The following is a 14,145-nucleotide window of genomic DNA, read 5'->3' on the forward strand; positions in this document are numbered from 1 at the left end:
CCCCTCCCAGTGCCTGTGTTGCGCGGAACAGAGTGGCACATGCGTACGGCGTACGGGTGACCGGTGCGGTGGGAAGGCTTCCGCGTCAGCTCTTCGCCGCGGCGGAGGCCGATGCCGACGCCGGGTCGGAGGCGCCCTGCGAGGCCGACGGCGAGCCGCTCGCCGCACCGCTGCCGCCGTCCTTGTTGGCGGCGGCGACCGCGGCGACCGCGTCCTCGGCGGCCCGCTGGGCGTCCTTCATCAGGTCACCGGCGTCCGGGGTCTTGTCCCCGGCGAGACCGGCGCCGTTGTAGTCGACGGTGACGACCACGTTCTCCGCGCGGACGACGACCGTCTGCTGCTTGAAGGTGCCTTCCTTCTTCTTCAGGTCGTAGCGCACCGCCGTGGCCACGTCGCCGGTCCCGGACAGCGGCTCGGCCTTCGTCCCCTTGGCGCCGTCGACCGCCTGCGCGTCCCTGACCTGCTTCTCGTAGTACTCCTGCGCCAGCAGGTCGCCCTCGCCCCGCGCGAGGTCCGACTCGAAGCGCAGCAGCGAGACGTTCAGCCAGCGGAACTGCGAACCGTCGACGCCGTTGTCGTCCAGGCTGTCCCAGGAGCAGCTGGCGCGGGTCGCGATGTCGTTGGAGGAGCCCTCCTTGCCGGAGTCGGCGCCCTTCGGCACCAGGTCCTTCAGCGTCTTCTCCGGCACCACGGAGCAGGGCTCGGGGAGTTTGCCGTACACCGCCGCCTGCACGGTCGGGGACGGGCTCGCGGAGGCCGAGGGCGACTTGCGGGCCTTGTCCCCGGAGTTGCCGGAGCCGGAGTCCGAGGAGCAGCCCGCGGCCAGCAGCACCGCGGGGACTGCGGCGAGGCCGGCGAATGCGCGGCGGCGGCGCCTGGCTCCGTGGTCTCGCTGGGCACGCTGGTCTCGCTGGGCTCGTCGCTGCATGGTTCCTTCACTCATGACGCTCGTGTTCCTGCGGTCGGACTCTGTCCGAGGGGCCACGGTACGCGGTGAAGGAACCCCATGGTCCCGGTCGGCGGCATTCGCCCGCCGGGACCGGGCGGGCCGAAGCCGCCTCAGCCGCCCAGCGAATCGTCCAGGCTCGCGGCCAGCTTCCGCGCCCTGTCCTGCATTTCCTCGCTGTCCGGCTCGACCGCGGCCGTGGCCGGCTGCTCGACGTACTCGACGGTCACGATCACGTTCGACGTGCGGAACGCCACAGTGACCGTACGGCGCTTGGCCGTCCCGGCGGTGCTGAGCTCGTCGTCCACGAAGGCATCGTCACCGAGGCCGTCGAGGGTGCGGGGCTGGAGTCCGGTGGGGGTGGCACCGGTGGACGGACCGGTGGAGGCGTCCGTGGCAGGGCTCGAGCTCGTGTTCGCGCCGGGCGAGCTGGTCGCCGAGGGGGAGGAACTGCTGGACGGCGACCCGGACGGCGACCCGGAGGGGGGTCCGCTGCCGCCGGGCGACCCGCCCGTGCTCGCGGCCGGCTCGGGGAGGTCGGCGGCCAGTTCCTTGCCCGCGAACAGGGTCTCGGCCCGGTCGTCGTCGCTGACCGCGGTGTCGTACGACACCACCCGCTCGAAGTCGACGAACAGGTGGTGGGTGGCGTCCGCCGACTCCACCTTCCAGCGGCAGCCGACCTTGCGGTCGGTGTCGTAGGTGAGGGTGGGCGCCCCCTCGTAGGCCTTCTCGCGCTGCTCCCTGTCCGCGATCTGCCGGATGCCGGGCAGCAGGCCGTCGAGCGTGTCGTGGGAGAGTGCGCGGCACGGCTCGGGGAGCGTGCGGTACCTGCCGGGCTCGGCCGCTGCGGAGGTGGCGTCCGGGTCGCCGGGGTTGGAGTCGTCCGCCGGGCCGCCTTCGCCGGAGCCCGCGGTGCAGCCGGTGAGCAGTGCCGCGAGGAGTGCGGCGGCGCCGGATACATACGCCTTCCGCTGCACGGTCTGGCTCCTCTCGACGGTGGATCTCGGCACGGTGTTCCAGTGTCCCCGCTGGATATTCGCTTGCCGCACGGGGGCGCCCGCTGGACACAATGTGTATCGCACGCGCTGCCGTGGACGCCGGTCCGTCGCCCTTTTTCCGGGGATCTGGCGCCGGTTTTGCGCTTCGGGACTTTTGTTCGTTTTCGGGGGAACGGGGAAGTTATGTCGTACGTGGAGATGCCGGGCGCCAAGGTCCCGATCCGTATGTGGGCCGACCCGGCGACGGTCGAGGAGGGCGCCCTCCAGCAGCTGCGGAACGTCGCCACGCTGCCGTGGATCAAGGGCTTGGCCGTGATGCCGGACGTGCACTACGGCAAGGGTGCGACCGTCGGCTCCGTCATCGCCATGCGGGGCGCGGTGTGCCCGGCGGCGGTGGGGGTCGACATCGGCTGCGGGATGTCCGCGGTGAAGACCTCCCTCACGGTGAACGACCTGCCCGGGGACCTCTCGCGACTGCGCTCCCGGATCGAGCAGGCCATCCCGGTGGGCCGCGGGATGCACGACGACCCGGTCGACCCGGGCCGACTGCACGGGTTCGCCACCTCCGGGTGGGACGAGTTCTGGGGGCGCTTCGGCGGAGTGGCCGAAGCGGTCAGGTTCCGTCAGGACCGTGCGCACAAGCAGATGGGAACGCTGGGCAGCGGCAATCATTTCGTCGAGGTCTGCACGGATACGAACGGTTCCGTCTGGCTGATGCTGCACTCCGGTTCCCGCAACATCGGCAAGGAACTGGCCGACCATCACATCGGCGTGGCCCAGGGACTCCCGCACAACCAGGGTCTGGTCGACCGGGACCTCGCCGTCTTCGTCGCGGACACCCCGCAGATGGCGGCCTACCGCAACGACCTGTTCTGGGCACAGGAGTACGCGAAGTACAACCGCTCGATCATGATGGCGCTCCTGAAGGACGTCGTCCGCAAGGAGTTCAGGAAGGCCAGGCCGACCTTCGAGCCGGAGATCTCCTGCCACCACAACTACGTGGCGGAGGAGCGGTACGAGGGGATGGACCTGCTGGTGACGCGCAAGGGCGCGATCCGCGCGGGCTCCGGCGAGTACGGCATCATCCCCGGCTCCATGGGCACGGGTTCGTACATCGTGAAGGGGCTCGGAAACCCCGGTTCCTTCAACTCGGCGTCGCACGGCGCCGGCCGCCGGATGAGCCGCAACGCCGCCAAGCGCCGCTTCTCGACCAGGGACCTGGAGCAGCAGACGCAGGGCGTGGAGTGCCGCAAGGACTCCGGCGTCGTGGACGAGATCCCGGGTGCCTACAAACCGATCGAGCAGGTCATCGACCAGCAGCGGGATCTCGTGGAGGTCGTGGTGAAGCTGAAGCAGGTCGTCTGCGTGAAGGGCTGACCCCCCTTCCCCGCGGAGCTCACCGCTCCCGGTGGACCTTGGTGTTCGACGCCTGGGCGCGGGGGCGGACCACCAGGAGGTCGACGTTGACGTGGGAGGGGCGGGTGACCGTCCAGACGATGGTGTCGGCGACGTCGCCGGCGGTCAGCGGCTCGGCCACGCCCGCATAGACCTTGTCCGCCTTCTCCCGGTCGCCGGCGAAGCGGGTCAGGGCGAACTCGTCGGTCTTCACCATGCCGGGCGCGATCTCGACGACGCGCACCGGGCGGCCGACGATCTCCAGGCGCAGCGTCTCCGCCAGGACGTGCTCGGCGTGCTTGGCGGCGACGTAGCCGGCGCCGCCCTCGTAGGTGCCGTGGCCGGCGGTGGAGGAGACGACCACCACCGTGCCGTCGCCGCTGGCCTCCAGCTTGGGCAGCAGCGCCTGGGTGAGGTGGAGGGTGCCGATGACGTTGGTCTCGTACATCCGGCGCCAGTCGTCCGGGTCGCCGGTGGCCACCGGGTCGGCGCCGAGCGCGCCGCCCGCGTTGTTCACCAGGACGCCGATGGTCCGGAACGCGGTCGCGAACTCGTCGACCGCGGCCCGGTCGGTGACGTCGAGCGGGTACGCCGTCGCCGAGTGCCCGGCGGTGTTGATCTCCTCGGCGATCGCCTCGACACGGTCCTTGCGGCGGGCGGTGAGGACCACCCGGTAGCCGGCGGCGGCCAGCCCGCGGGCCGTGGCGGCGCCGATGCCGCTGCTCGCACCGGTGACGACGGCGATGCGGGACGCGGCGGACGGTGCGGCGGTGGCCATGGGCTGCTCCTCGGCATGGGTACGACCGGTCGTCACCCAGCGTAGGTGACGGGGTGGACGGGGCGAGCGGGCGGTCAGCCGCCGCGCGGGGCCCACATCAGCACCGCCATCCCACCGAGACAGATGAGCGCGCCCGTGATGTCCCAGCGGTCCGGGCGGTAGCCGTCCGCCACCACCCCCCACAGGATCGACCCGGCCACGAAGACCCCGCCGTACGCGGCGAGGACCCGGCCGAAGTGGGCGTCGGGCTGGAAGGTGGCGACGAAGCCGTAGGCACCGAGCGCGAGCACTCCGCCGGTGACCCACAGCCACCCCCGGTTCTCGCGCACGCCCTGCCAGACCAGCCAGGCGCCGCCGATCTCGAACAGGGCGGCGATCACGAAGAGGGCGGCGGAGCGCAGGATGAGCATGCGGGCAGCTTGGCATGTGCCCGGCCGGCTCCGTGCATCACCTGTTGGAGGGCGCCTGACGGCGGCCCGGCGTGGCATACATCCACAGGACGGGACGGCACAGGTGCAGGAGGCTCCGATGCGGCAGCGGCGGAACAGGGTGACGAGGGCGGTGCGGGCGCTCGCGGTGTGCGGGGCCGCACTGACGACGACGGTGGCCGGGACGGCGGGGTCGGCGGCCGGCGCGGAGCGGGCGGTGCCCGGTGGCGCGCCGGAGGCCGACCTCGCGTACCACGGGTCCGCGACGCTGGACGAAGGCCGGGTGGACGTCTCCTTCGTGCCGCGCAACCACGGCCCCTCGGCGGTGCCGGACGCGACCGTGCGGCTGCGCTGGTCCGTGCCCCCGGTGGCGCAGCAGGAGCTGCCCGACGGGTGCGCGCGGTCGGGAACCCAGGTGGTCCTGTGCCGGACCGGGGCGCTGGCCGCGGACGGCGTGGGGGAGCCGATCGAACTGCGGGTGTCGCTGCAGGACACCCCGTCGGAGGTCGTGCTCGAGCTGGACACCGTGTGGGGCGGCGGCGCGGTGGACCGCAACCGGGAGAACGACCAGCAGCGGGTGCTCGTGCTGGACACCGGGGACACCTACCACTTCTGAGCAGCGGGCCACGCCCTGGGCGCCGGGCCTGGACGGCGGGCCTGGAGGCCTCGGCCGGGGCTCCTTGCCCGGCCGAGCGGACGGCCGCCGGCGAGGGGCCGGCGGTGAGCCGGGCTCGGGGCCGGCGGAGGGCTGGGCTCGGGGGCGGCGGAGTGGCCCGGCTCGGGGTGGCCGAGGCCGGATCGGGGGGCGGCCGGAGGGCCGGGTGAGAGGCCGGTAAGAAGCCGCACCCGCCCGGCGGTTGGGCGGCCGGTGGACTTGGCAGACTGGGCGCGTGCCCCACACCGTGCTGCTCGCCGAGGACGACCGTGCCATCCGCAACGCCCTGGAGCGCGCCCTCACCCTGGAGGGCTACCAGGTCACCGCGGTGGCGGACGGCGCCCAGGCGCTGCAGCAGAGCCGGTGCGCCCGGCCGGACGTGCTGGTACTGGACGTGATGATGCCCGGTCCCGACGGGCTCCAGGTCTGCCGGGAACTGCGCGCCGAGGGCGACTCCACGCCCATCCTGATGCTGACGGCGCTGGTGGAGACCGCCGACCGGGTCGCGGGCCTGGACGCGGGCGCGGACGACTACGTCGTCAAGCCGTTCGACGTCGAGGAGGTCTTCGCCCGGCTGCGCGCCCTGCTCCGCCGCACCGGCACCGCGGACGGCGGGAGCGGCGGCGGGAACCGGGCCGGGGCCGGGCCGCGCCCGCAGCGGGCGCCCGGGCAGGCACCGGCGCAGTCGCCCGCCCGGTACCTGGAGGCGGCCGGGCTGCGCATGGACCCCCGGGCCCGGCGCGCCTGGCGCGGCGAGCGGGAGCTGGAGCTGACCCGCACCGAGTTCGAGCTGCTGGGGCTGCTGGTCCGCAACGCGGGCATCGTGCTCGACCACTCCACGATCTACGACCGTATCTGGGGCTACGACTTCGGGCCCGGCTCCAAGAACCTCGCCGTCTACGTCGGCTATCTGCGCCGCAAACTCGACGAGCCGGGCGCGCCCCAGCCGATCCAGACCGTGCGCGGGGTGGGTTACGTCCTGCGGGAGGACTGAGTGACCGCAGGTACAGGGGCAGGGACTGAGGAGGGGGCGGAGGTCGAGGACAGGCCAGGGGCAGGCGCTGAGGAGGGGTCGGAGGTCGGGGACAGGCCAGGGGCAGGGGCTGAGGAGGGGGCGGAGGTCGGGGACAGGCCAGGGGCCCGGTCCTGCTCCGGGCGGCGGCCTCGGCCGACCTCGCTGCGGACCACCTTCGCCGTGTCCTTCGCGGCGGTCACCGCCGCGGTCACCGTGCTCGTCGGCGTGCTGTCCTACAGCGCCGCCGCCCGCCTCGTCCGCGTCGACCAGGAGACCGTCTTCGCGCAGGCCGTGCAGGATCTGCGGGCCGAGGTACGGCAGCAGCGGATGACCCCCGGCGACTTCCTGTCCGCCGCGCCGGGCCACGACATCGTGCGCCCGGCCCGCACCTACGTCCAGGTGCTCGGCGCGGGCGGCGAGGTCTCCGACGGGGCCGGCCGGCGGCTGCCGGTCACCGGAGCCGACCGGCGGATCGCCGCCTCCGTGGCCCCCGGGCGGCTGGTGCGGCACCAGGACGTCGGTGTCGGCGCCGACGTCTACCGCATCGCGACCGTCTCCCTCGGCGGCGGGCGGGGCGCGGTGCAGGTGGCGCAGGAGTTCAGCGGCACCGAGGATCTGCTGCGCGCCCTGCAGCGCCGCACGCTGGTGCTGATGGCCGCGGTGGTGACCGCGGCCGGGCTGTTCGGCTGGTGGCTGGCCCACCGCATCACCCGCCGCCTGGTGGCGCTCACCTCCGCCGCGGAGGACGTCGCCCGTACCCGCAGGCTCGGCATCCAGGTCCCGGTCACCGGACACGACGAGGTCGGCCGGCTCGGCCGGGCCTTCGACCGCATGCTGGGCCGGCTCGCCCAGTCGGAGGACGACCAGCGGCGGCTGGTGCAGGACGCGGGCCACGAGCTCCGTACGCCGCTGACCTCGCTGCGGACCAACATCTCGCTGCTGCGCAGGATCGACGAGTTCCCGCCCGCCACCCGGGAGGAACTCGTCGCGGACCTCGGCCAGGAGGCCCGGGAGCTGACCGACCTGGTCAACGAGCTGGTCGACCTGGCGGCCGGCCAGTCGGACAGCGAGCCCCCGCAGCGGGTGGACCTCGCCGATCTCGCCGACGACGTGGCGGCTGCCGCCCGCCGCCGCACCGGCCGGGAGATCGCCGTGCGGGCCGGTGGCGACACGGCGGCGGAGTGCCGCCCTGCGATGCTGGCCCGCGCGCTGTCCAACCTGGTGGAGAACGCCGCGAAGTTCGACCCCGACGGCGCCGCCCCCATCGAGGTCGCCGTGACCGGCCCGGCCCTCCGGGGGACTCCCGGCCCCGCGGGGATCGTCCGCGTCGAGGTCCGCGACCGCGGGCCCGGTATCGCCGACGGCGATCTGACCCGGGTCTTCGACCGCTTCTACCGCGCCGCCGAGGCCCGCTCCCGCTCCGGCTCTGGCCTCGGCCTGTCCATCGTGCGGGAGGTGGCGCTGGCCCACGGGGGAGCGCCGTTCGCGTTCCGGCGGGAGGGCGGCGGCTCGGTGATCGGCTTCACCGTGGGCCGGGGGTGAGGGCGCGTCACCTGTTCCTCAGGCGCAGGGCCAGCGCCCCGGCCAGGCCGCCGATCAGGAACATGAGGAGGAGGGCCAGATAGAGGGGCATCGTGACGACCGGGACCACGAGCCGGATCTCGATGTCCTCGGTGTTCTCGGCGATGAGGATGATCGCGAGGGCGATCAGCACCAGCACCGTGATGCGGGTCGCGGTCAGTTCGGGGCCGCGGCGCCGCCCTGCGCTCTTGCGTCGGCCGGTGCCTCTGCCCGACGGGCCCGGGTTGTCTGCTCGGCTCATGATGCCAGCATCGGCCGCGCCGGACCGCCGTGCTGCGATGAGGGCGGCCGTCCGGGTGACGCGGCCCACGGGCGCGGTCAGCGCCTGGCGGGGTCGGGGTGGTGGACCGCGAGCGCCCAGATGACGAAGACGGCGATGGCCATCATCACGACGGACCAGACGGGCTGGTACGGCAGGAACAGGAACTGGGCCACCAGGCTCAGCGCGGCCAGCAGGATGCCGAGGACGCGCGCCCAGGCCGCGCCCTGCAGGATGCCCACGCCGACGAAGAACGCGACGACACCGAGGACGAGCAGGATCCATCCCCAGCCCGTGAGGTTGATCCGGTAGATGTAGTCGTCGACCCGGACGTACACGTCGTCCTCGGCGATCGCCGCGATCCCCTGGAAGACGAACAGCACTCCGTTGATCAGCATCAGGGCGCCCGCGAAGATGACGCCGCCGGTGACCCAGCCGCTGTTGGAGGCTGATGAGGCCGATGAGGCCGATGAGGCCGATGAGCCCCAGGACGGCTGTCCGCTCATGGTCCTGTCCCTTCCGAGTCCGTTGCGGGGAGGCGGCGCGGGCGCCCGGCGCGCCGCACTGCTGCTACGACCCTGACCGGCCCCCGCCACCGGCCACCACAGGACCTGCGCCGAACGGGTGAGCGCGCGGGCCCGTCGCCGGCGGAGCTGTCACCAGGCCTCCGAGCTCTCCGCGGTGTCCTGCGCGGGCGGCGCCGGCCGGGGCGGTCCGGCCGCCGCCCGCAGCCGCATCGCCGGCAGCGGCAGAGCGAGTACGGAACCAGCAGCAGCGCCACGGGGTCGTCCAGCAGCGCGTCCAGGTCGAACTCGATGCCCGTGACCACGTAGAACAGCGGTACCAGGAAGCCGAACCCCATCGCCTCCGCCTTGCCCGAACTCGCCGACCGCGCCGAACGCCGACATCACCGAGGACGGGGGTCAGGAGGACGGACGGACCGCCAGGAGGGCGGAGGGTCAGGGGGTCACGATGACGAAGTCCGGATCCGGGGTGTCGAGATGGCCGAGCAGGGCGGTCAGCGCGGCCGGATCGCCGGTGATCTCGACGCCCGGCCGGTCGTACAGTTCGCCGGGGGCGGTGGTGCCGAGGAGGAGGCCGCGCAGGGTGTCCTCGTCGAGGGCGATGGCGACGTCCGGTTCGAGGGCGGCGTGCGGTCCGGGGGCGGCGTGCGGGCCGGATCCTGACCGTGAACCGGGGCGGAAGTCCGGGCCGGGGCCGGTGCCGTGGGTGAGCACGCCGTTGCGCAGCCGCAGCGTGACGGAGCCGCTCCCCTTGCCGACACCCCCCTTGGACGCACCGCCCTTGGCACCCCCCTTGAGATCGAACCGGACGCTGATGTCCGCGTCCCAGCTCCGCGGTCCGTCCACCCGGATGGCCAGCGCGTCGCAGAGCTGTTCCACCGTCAGGGCGCGCAGGAGGTCGGGGGACGTGGTGACCGTGGGGGTGCCGACGGGGCCGCGGCGCAGCTCCAGGGCTCCGGTGAGGTAGAAGTTCCGCCAGGTTCCGTTCTCGCTGCCGTAGCCGAGCTGTTCCAGGGCGTCCGCCTGGAGGGTGCGGGCCTCGGCGTTGCCGGGTTCGGCGAAGACCAGGTGGTCGACGACCTGCACCACCCAGCGGAAGTCTCCGGCCTCGTATGACTTCCGGGCGCGGCGCAGTACTTCGTCGGCACCGCCCATGAACTCCACGTACCGGCGTGCGGCCTCGGCGGGCGGATGCTGCCACAGGTGTGCCGGGTTGCCGTCGAACCAGCCCAGGTAGCGCTGGTAGACGGCCTTGGTGTTGTGGCTGACCGAGCCGTAGTAGCCGTGGGTGTGCCAGGCCCGCTCCAGCGCCGGCGGCATGCTCATCTCCTCGGCGATCTCCGGTGCGGTCAGCCCCTGGTTGAGCATGCGCAGCGTCTGGTCGTGCAGGTAGGCGTACAGGTCGCGCTGTTCGGTCAGGAACGCGAGGACACGGTCCCGGCCCCAGACCGGCCAGTGGTGGGAGGCGAAGGCGACGTCCGAGGCGCCGCCGAAGAGGTCGGCGGCCTCGGTGAGGTAGCGGGCCCACACCCGCGGGTCGCGGACCTCGGCGCCGCGCAGGGTGAGCAGGTTGTGCAGGTTGTGGGTGGCGTTCTCGGCCATGCACAGGGCCGCGTGGTCCGGGAAGTGGATGTTCAGTTCCGCCGGGGCCTCGGTGCCGGGGGTGAGCTGGAAGACCATGCGGATGCCGTCGACGGTCTCGGTCTGCCCGGTCCGGACGATGTCCCGCGTCGGCGGGATGAGCCCGACGCTGCCGGTCGAGGTGGTCTGCCCGAGACCGGCGCCGACCTGGCCGCGCTCGCTCCTCGGCAGTGCGGCGCCGTACATGTAGGCGGCGCGGCGGGCCATGGCGGTGCCGGCGTAGACGTTCTCGCTGACGGCGTGTCCGAGGAAGCCGGCCGGCGCGATCACCGGCACCCCGGCGGCGACCTGTTGGTCGTCCACGACCCCCCGCACCCCGCCGAAGTGGTCGACGTGGCTGTGGGTGTACAGCATCCCGGTGACGGGCCGGTCCCCGCGGTGGGCACGGTAGAGGGCGAGGGCGGCGGAGGCGGTCTCGGCGGAGATCAGCGGGTCGATGACGAGGATGCCGCGCTCGCCCTCGACCACGGTCATGTTCGACAGGTCGAAGCCGCGTACCTGGTAGATCCCCTCGACCACCTCGAACAGCCCGTGGTCGGCGACCAGTCGGCTCTGCCGCCACAGGCTCGGGTTGACCGAGTCCGGACAGTCCTGCCGCAGAAAGCCGTATGCGGCGAGATCCCACACCGCCCGCCCGTCGGCGCCCCGGATCACGTCCTCGGCCGCCGTGCCCATGAACCCGCGCCGCGCGTCCTCCAGGTCCTGCGTGTCACCGAAGGGGAAACGCTGCCGCACGGCCCGGTTGGCCGCGGCGATGGCCGGCTCGGCGGGCCTGGACTGCGTGGGGTGGGGCATCGGCGTCTCCCTCGCTGACGGCGTCCGGAGGCCGCCGACGCGACGGCCGCACGGCCACTGCCACTCTCACCCGCGCCTCCGCGCCGGGCCCACCGCTGCTACGCCGTCGGAGGGAGCGGTCGCGGCATCCGTCCGACCCGGACCCGGGGCCCGCTGCCAGGTCTTGCCCGGCCCCTGCCCGGCCGTCGTCCTGCCCTCGTCCTGCCCTCAGTCCCCGTGCCCGGCATCGATCTCGGCGATCAGCTCCTCGATACGCTTCTGGATCTCGTCCCGGATGGGGCGGACGGCCTCGACGCCCTTGCCGGCCGGGTCCTCCAGGGCCCAGTCGAGGTACTTCTTGCCGGGGAAGACCGGGCAGGCGTCGCCGCAGCCCATGGTGATGACGTAGTCGGACGCCTGTACGGCCTCGGTGGTCAGGACCTTGGGCGTGGCCGCGGAGATGTCGATGCCGACCTCCCGCATCGCCTCGACCGCGGCCGGGTTGACCCGGTCCCCGGGCACGGACCCGGCGGAGCGCACCTCGACCCGGTCGCCCGCGAGATGGGAGAGGAATCCGGCGGCCATCTGCGAGCGCCCCGCGTTGTGGACGCAGACGAAGAGCACGGAGGCGAGGGGGCTGGAGGACATCGGTACTTCCTTTTCCGGTGGTTCGGGGTCCGGTGGTTGGGGGTCTGGTGGTTGGGGGTCTGGTGGTTGGGGGTCCGGTGGTTCGGGTGGGACCTGGGGCCGGCGGGCCCGGGCCCCGGAGGTGGGCTCGGGCGGGTTCAGCTGCGCGGCAACGACGCGAGCAGCTCGGCGATGTGGGCGTCGATCTCGTCGCGGATGCCGCGGACGACGGCGACCGGGGAGCCCTCGGGGTCGGTGACCGGCCAGTCCAGGTAGCGGCGGCCGGGCAGCACGGGGCAGGCGTCACCGCAGCCCATGGTGACGACGATGTCGGCGGCGCGCACGACCTCGTCGGTGAGCGGCTTGGGGAAGGCGTACGTCAGATCCACGCCGGCCTCGGTGAGCACCTGCGCGACGGCGGGTTCCACCTCGGCCGCCGGGTGCGTGCCCGCCGAGGAGACGACGACGTGCCCCTGGGCCCGGTGCGCGAGGAGGGCGGCGGCCAGCTGGGAGCGGCCGGCGTTCTGGCTGCACACGAACAGCACGCGGGGCAGGCCGGTGCCCGGGGCGCCCTGGACATGGGCGAGCGCGTCCAGCCGTTCGGTGGCCAGGTGCTCGGCGAGCACGACGAGGTGGGTGCGGACGCGGGCGTGCTCGGCGAGCCGCTCGTACGAGTCGCCGACCAGGCGCAGGATGGTCTCCGGGGAGAAGCGCCCGCGATAGCGCAGGGCGAGGCGGGCGACGCCGGACGCGAGGCGCTGGTCCGGCAGGACCGGGGGCGGTGATGCGGTCATGGGAAACCCCTTCGGGGCGCGGGTCCCACGGGTGTGGGTTTCGGGTCGGTGCCCAACGGCTCACTCCAGACTGGTATCAGCTCGGAGTGATGTGAGAGTATCAGCCCATGATGACGTCAGTCGACACTGATCTGATGCGGGTGCTCGCGGACCCGCTCCGGCTCCGGATCGTCACTCTGCTCGCGGAGGAGACGCTCTGCACCACACACCTGATGGAGGAGACGGGGGCCAGGCAGACCAACCTCTCCAACCATCTGAAGGTGCTGCGCGAGGCGGGGGTCGTGGAGACCGAGCCCTGCGGCAGGTTCACCTACTACCGGCTCAGACCCGATGTCATCGCCGCGCTGGCGGGGCAGTTCACGGACCTCGCGGAGAAGGCGCGCGTGACCGTCGAGAACAACGTCAGGCGGTCCTGTTGACCACCACAGAGCCCACCGGGATCGACGGGGTTCCCGGGACCCGCGAGGCCGCCGAGACCTCCAGAGCCACCGGGACCCGTGAAGTCACCGAACGTCGCGAGGCCGCCGGCGTGGACCAGCGGCCCCGGACCCCTCCGCTGCCGGCCCGGGCGGCGGCCGAACTGGTCGGCACCGCGGCGCTGGTGGCGGTCGTGGTCGGATCCGGCATCCAGGCCACCGAGCTGACAGGGGACGTCGGCCTCCAGCTGCTGGCAAACTCCCTGGCCACCGTCTTCGGCCTCGGCGTGCTGATCACACTCTTCGGCCCGGTCTCCGGCGCACACTTCAACCCGGCCGTCACCCTCGCCGAGTGGTGGACCGCCCGGCGTGGCGGTGCCGGGGTGACCGCGCGCGAGGCGGTCGTCTACATACCCGCCCAGATCACCGGCGGGGTCGCGGGGGCGATCCTGGCCGATGCGATGTTCGGGCGTCCGCTGGTGCAGTGGTCGACGCACGACCGGTCGGCGGGCCATCTGCTGCTCGGCGAGTTCGTCGCCACCGCCGGCCTGATCCTGCTGATCTTCGGCCTGGCCCGCACCGACCGGCTGCGCTTCGCGCCGGTGGCCGTGGCGTCGTACATCGGCGCCGCCTACTGGTTCACCTCGTCCACGTCCTTCGCCAACCCGGCGGTGACCGTCGGCCGTGCCTTCACCGACACCTTCGCGGGTATCGCGCCCGGCTCGGTTCCGGCGTTCGTCGGCGCGCAGCTCTGCGGCGCGGTCGCCGGTCTGGCGCTGGTGGCGCTGATCTTCACGCGGGGCCGGCAGGACCCTGACGGCCGACCGGCGGCGTGACGGTCAGCAGCCTCCCCATCGCGGCCAGCACGGCGGGCTCCACCCGGTAGTACACCCAGGTGCCGCGCCGCTCGGAGGCGAGCAGGCCGGCGTCCTTGAGCTTCTTCAGGTGGTGGGAGACGGTCGGCTGGGAGACCCCGACGTCGGAGATGTCGCACACGCACGCCTCGCCGCCCTCGTGCGAGGCGACGGCCGAGAACAGCCGCAGCCGGACCGGATCGCCGAGCGCCTTGAACATCCGGGCGGCCGTCTCCGCCTCCTCGGCGCTGAACGGCCGCTCGGTCAGTGGCGGGCAGCAGGGCGCCGCGACCGTTCCGTCGTCGGCGGAGTCCAGTAGGGCCAGTACCCGGGTGTTCGACACATATCTATGTTGACACACGTCGATCCAAAACGGATCCCGGCTGATTCGACATTCATCTATGTTGACGAATGTCGAATCAAGTGCCAGGCTGGCTGCCAAGTCATCGACGAACGTCGA

16 protein-coding genes and 1 pseudogene are annotated in these 14,145 nt (G+C 72.9%); 6 read left to right on the forward strand and 11 right to left on the reverse strand.

Annotated elements, in window-relative coordinates:
- Positions 1–85 precede the first annotated feature (85 nt).
- Together V5O46_RS14560 and V5O46_RS14565 are read right to left on the reverse strand one after the other, a co-directional pair.
- The gene (locus V5O46_RS14560) at positions 86–943 is read right to left on the reverse strand and encodes a DUF3558 family protein (RefSeq protein WP_332885011.1); all 858 of its coding nucleotides are present in this window, start codon (positions 941–943) and stop codon (positions 86–88) included.
- 116 nt (positions 944–1,059) lie between these two features.
- Positions 1,060–1,923 carry a DUF3558 domain-containing protein gene (locus tag V5O46_RS14565; RefSeq protein ID WP_332885012.1) on the reverse strand — a complete coding sequence of 288 codons (864 nt, stop codon included), beginning with the start codon at positions 1,921–1,923 and terminating at the stop codon, positions 1,060–1,062.
- A 204-nt stretch (positions 1,924–2,127) separates the two neighbouring features.
- On the opposite strand from V5O46_RS14565, the gene V5O46_RS14570 reads away from it, so the two are divergent.
- On the forward strand, positions 2,128–3,321 hold the full coding sequence (locus V5O46_RS14570; protein ID WP_332885013.1) for an RtcB family protein: 1,194 nt from the start codon (positions 2,128–2,130) through the stop codon (positions 3,319–3,321).
- Between the two features lie 19 nt (positions 3,322–3,340).
- Here V5O46_RS14570 and V5O46_RS14575 read toward each other — a convergent pair whose 3' ends face one another.
- Positions 3,341–4,117 carry an SDR family NAD(P)-dependent oxidoreductase gene (locus tag V5O46_RS14575; RefSeq protein ID WP_332885014.1) on the reverse strand — a complete coding sequence of 259 codons (777 nt, stop codon included), beginning with the start codon at positions 4,115–4,117 and terminating at the stop codon, positions 3,341–3,343.
- 74 nt (positions 4,118–4,191) lie between these two features.
- Positions 4,192–4,527 carry a YnfA family protein gene (locus V5O46_RS14580; protein ID WP_332885015.1) on the reverse strand — a complete coding sequence of 112 codons (336 nt, stop codon included), beginning with the start codon at positions 4,525–4,527 and terminating at the stop codon, positions 4,192–4,194.
- Positions 4,528–4,645: 118 nt separating this feature from the next.
- On the opposite strand from V5O46_RS14580, the gene V5O46_RS14585 reads away from it, so the two are divergent.
- From V5O46_RS14585 to V5O46_RS14595, 3 genes are all read left to right on the forward strand, one after another.
- On the forward strand, positions 4,646–5,161 hold the full coding sequence (locus V5O46_RS14585) for a hypothetical protein (RefSeq protein ID WP_332885016.1): 516 nt from the start codon (positions 4,646–4,648) through the stop codon (positions 5,159–5,161).
- A gap of 274 nt (positions 5,162–5,435) precedes the next feature.
- On the forward strand, positions 5,436–6,194 hold the full coding sequence (locus tag V5O46_RS14590; RefSeq protein ID WP_332885017.1) for a response regulator transcription factor: 759 nt from the start codon (positions 5,436–5,438) through the stop codon (positions 6,192–6,194).
- Between the two features lie 201 nt (positions 6,195–6,395).
- Positions 6,396–7,757, forward strand: a complete 1,362-nt coding sequence (locus V5O46_RS14595; protein ID WP_408648993.1) for a HAMP domain-containing sensor histidine kinase — start codon at positions 6,396–6,398, stop codon at positions 7,755–7,757.
- 7 nt (positions 7,758–7,764) lie between these two features.
- Here the strand turns inward: V5O46_RS14595 and V5O46_RS14600 are convergent, their stop codons facing one another.
- The 6 genes and pseudogenes from V5O46_RS14600 to V5O46_RS14620 all read right to left on the reverse strand — a co-directional run bounded on the left by V5O46_RS14600 (position 7,765) and on the right by V5O46_RS14620 (position 12,415).
- A complete protein-coding gene (locus tag V5O46_RS14600; RefSeq protein ID WP_332885018.1) occupies positions 7,765–8,037 on the reverse strand; it encodes a lipopolysaccharide assembly protein LapA domain-containing protein in 273 nt (90 codons plus the stop codon).
- A 77-nt stretch (positions 8,038–8,114) separates the two neighbouring features.
- Entirely contained in the window at positions 8,115–8,561 is a 447-nt protein-coding gene (locus V5O46_RS14605; protein ID WP_332885019.1) for a DUF7144 family membrane protein, read from the reverse strand.
- Between the two features lie 245 nt (positions 8,562–8,806).
- Positions 8,807–8,932, reverse strand: a pseudogene (locus V5O46_RS31925) (cation:proton antiporter); the annotation flags it as partial.
- Positions 8,933–9,014: 82 nt separating this feature from the next.
- Entirely contained in the window at positions 9,015–11,015 is a 2,001-nt protein-coding gene (locus V5O46_RS14610) for an alkyl/aryl-sulfatase (protein ID WP_332885020.1), read from the reverse strand.
- A 207-nt stretch (positions 11,016–11,222) separates the two neighbouring features.
- Entirely contained in the window at positions 11,223–11,642 is a 420-nt protein-coding gene (locus V5O46_RS14615; RefSeq protein ID WP_332885021.1) for an arsenate reductase ArsC, read from the reverse strand.
- A gap of 137 nt (positions 11,643–11,779) precedes the next feature.
- A complete protein-coding gene (locus V5O46_RS14620; RefSeq protein WP_332885022.1) occupies positions 11,780–12,415 on the reverse strand; it encodes an arsenate-mycothiol transferase ArsC in 636 nt (211 codons plus the stop codon).
- Positions 12,416–12,522: 107 nt separating this feature from the next.
- Between V5O46_RS14620 and V5O46_RS14625 the strand changes: the two genes are divergently transcribed.
- Together V5O46_RS14625 and V5O46_RS14630 are read left to right on the forward strand one after the other, a co-directional pair.
- Entirely contained in the window at positions 12,523–12,834 is a 312-nt protein-coding gene (locus V5O46_RS14625; RefSeq protein WP_332885023.1) for an ArsR/SmtB family transcription factor, read from the forward strand.
- Between the two features lie 110 nt (positions 12,835–12,944).
- Positions 12,945–13,667, forward strand: coding sequence for an aquaporin (locus tag V5O46_RS14630; RefSeq protein ID WP_408648999.1), 723 nt, complete (start codon positions 12,945–12,947; stop codon positions 13,665–13,667).
- Here V5O46_RS14630 and V5O46_RS14635 read toward each other — a convergent pair.
- Positions 13,624–14,028, reverse strand: a complete 405-nt coding sequence (locus V5O46_RS14635; RefSeq protein WP_332885025.1) for an ArsR/SmtB family transcription factor — start codon at positions 14,026–14,028, stop codon at positions 13,624–13,626. The two genes, V5O46_RS14630 and V5O46_RS14635, sit on opposite strands and share 44 nt — an antisense overlap.
- Between the last annotated feature and the right edge of the window lie 117 nt (positions 14,029–14,145).

Origin of the sequence: Streptomyces poriticola (assembly GCF_036689765.1) — a bacterium.
Lineage (GTDB): Bacteria > Actinomycetota > Actinomycetes > Streptomycetales > Streptomycetaceae > Streptomyces > Streptomyces poriticola.

Coding starts and splice junctions, on each gene's coding strand:
- V5O46_RS14615 (WP_332885021.1), bottom strand. CDS start 11,642: ATGTCCTCCAGCCCCCTCGCCTCCGTGCTCTTCGTCTGCGTCCACAAC.
- V5O46_RS14585 (WP_332885016.1), top strand. CDS start 4,646: ATGCGGCAGCGGCGGAACAGGGTGACGAGGGCGGTGCGGGCGCTCGCG.
- V5O46_RS14610 (WP_332885020.1), bottom strand. CDS start 11,015: ATGCCCCACCCCACGCAGTCCAGGCCCGCCGAGCCGGCCATCGCCGCG.
- V5O46_RS14625 (WP_332885023.1), top strand. CDS start 12,523: ATGATGACGTCAGTCGACACTGATCTGATGCGGGTGCTCGCGGACCCG.
- V5O46_RS14560 (WP_332885011.1), bottom strand. CDS start 943: ATGAGTGAAGGAACCATGCAGCGACGAGCCCAGCGAGACCAGCGTGCC.
- V5O46_RS14605 (WP_332885019.1), bottom strand. CDS start 8,561: ATGAGCGGACAGCCGTCCTGGGGCTCATCGGCCTCATCGGCCTCATCG.
- V5O46_RS14600 (WP_332885018.1), bottom strand. CDS start 8,037: ATGAGCCGAGCAGACAACCCGGGCCCGTCGGGCAGAGGCACCGGCCGA.
- V5O46_RS14575 (WP_332885014.1), bottom strand. CDS start 4,117: ATGGCCACCGCCGCACCGTCCGCCGCGTCCCGCATCGCCGTCGTCACC.
- V5O46_RS14580 (WP_332885015.1), bottom strand. CDS start 4,527: ATGCTCATCCTGCGCTCCGCCGCCCTCTTCGTGATCGCCGCCCTGTTC.
- V5O46_RS14620 (WP_332885022.1), bottom strand. CDS start 12,415: ATGACCGCATCACCGCCCCCGGTCCTGCCGGACCAGCGCCTCGCGTCC.
- V5O46_RS14570 (WP_332885013.1), top strand. CDS start 2,128: ATGTCGTACGTGGAGATGCCGGGCGCCAAGGTCCCGATCCGTATGTGG.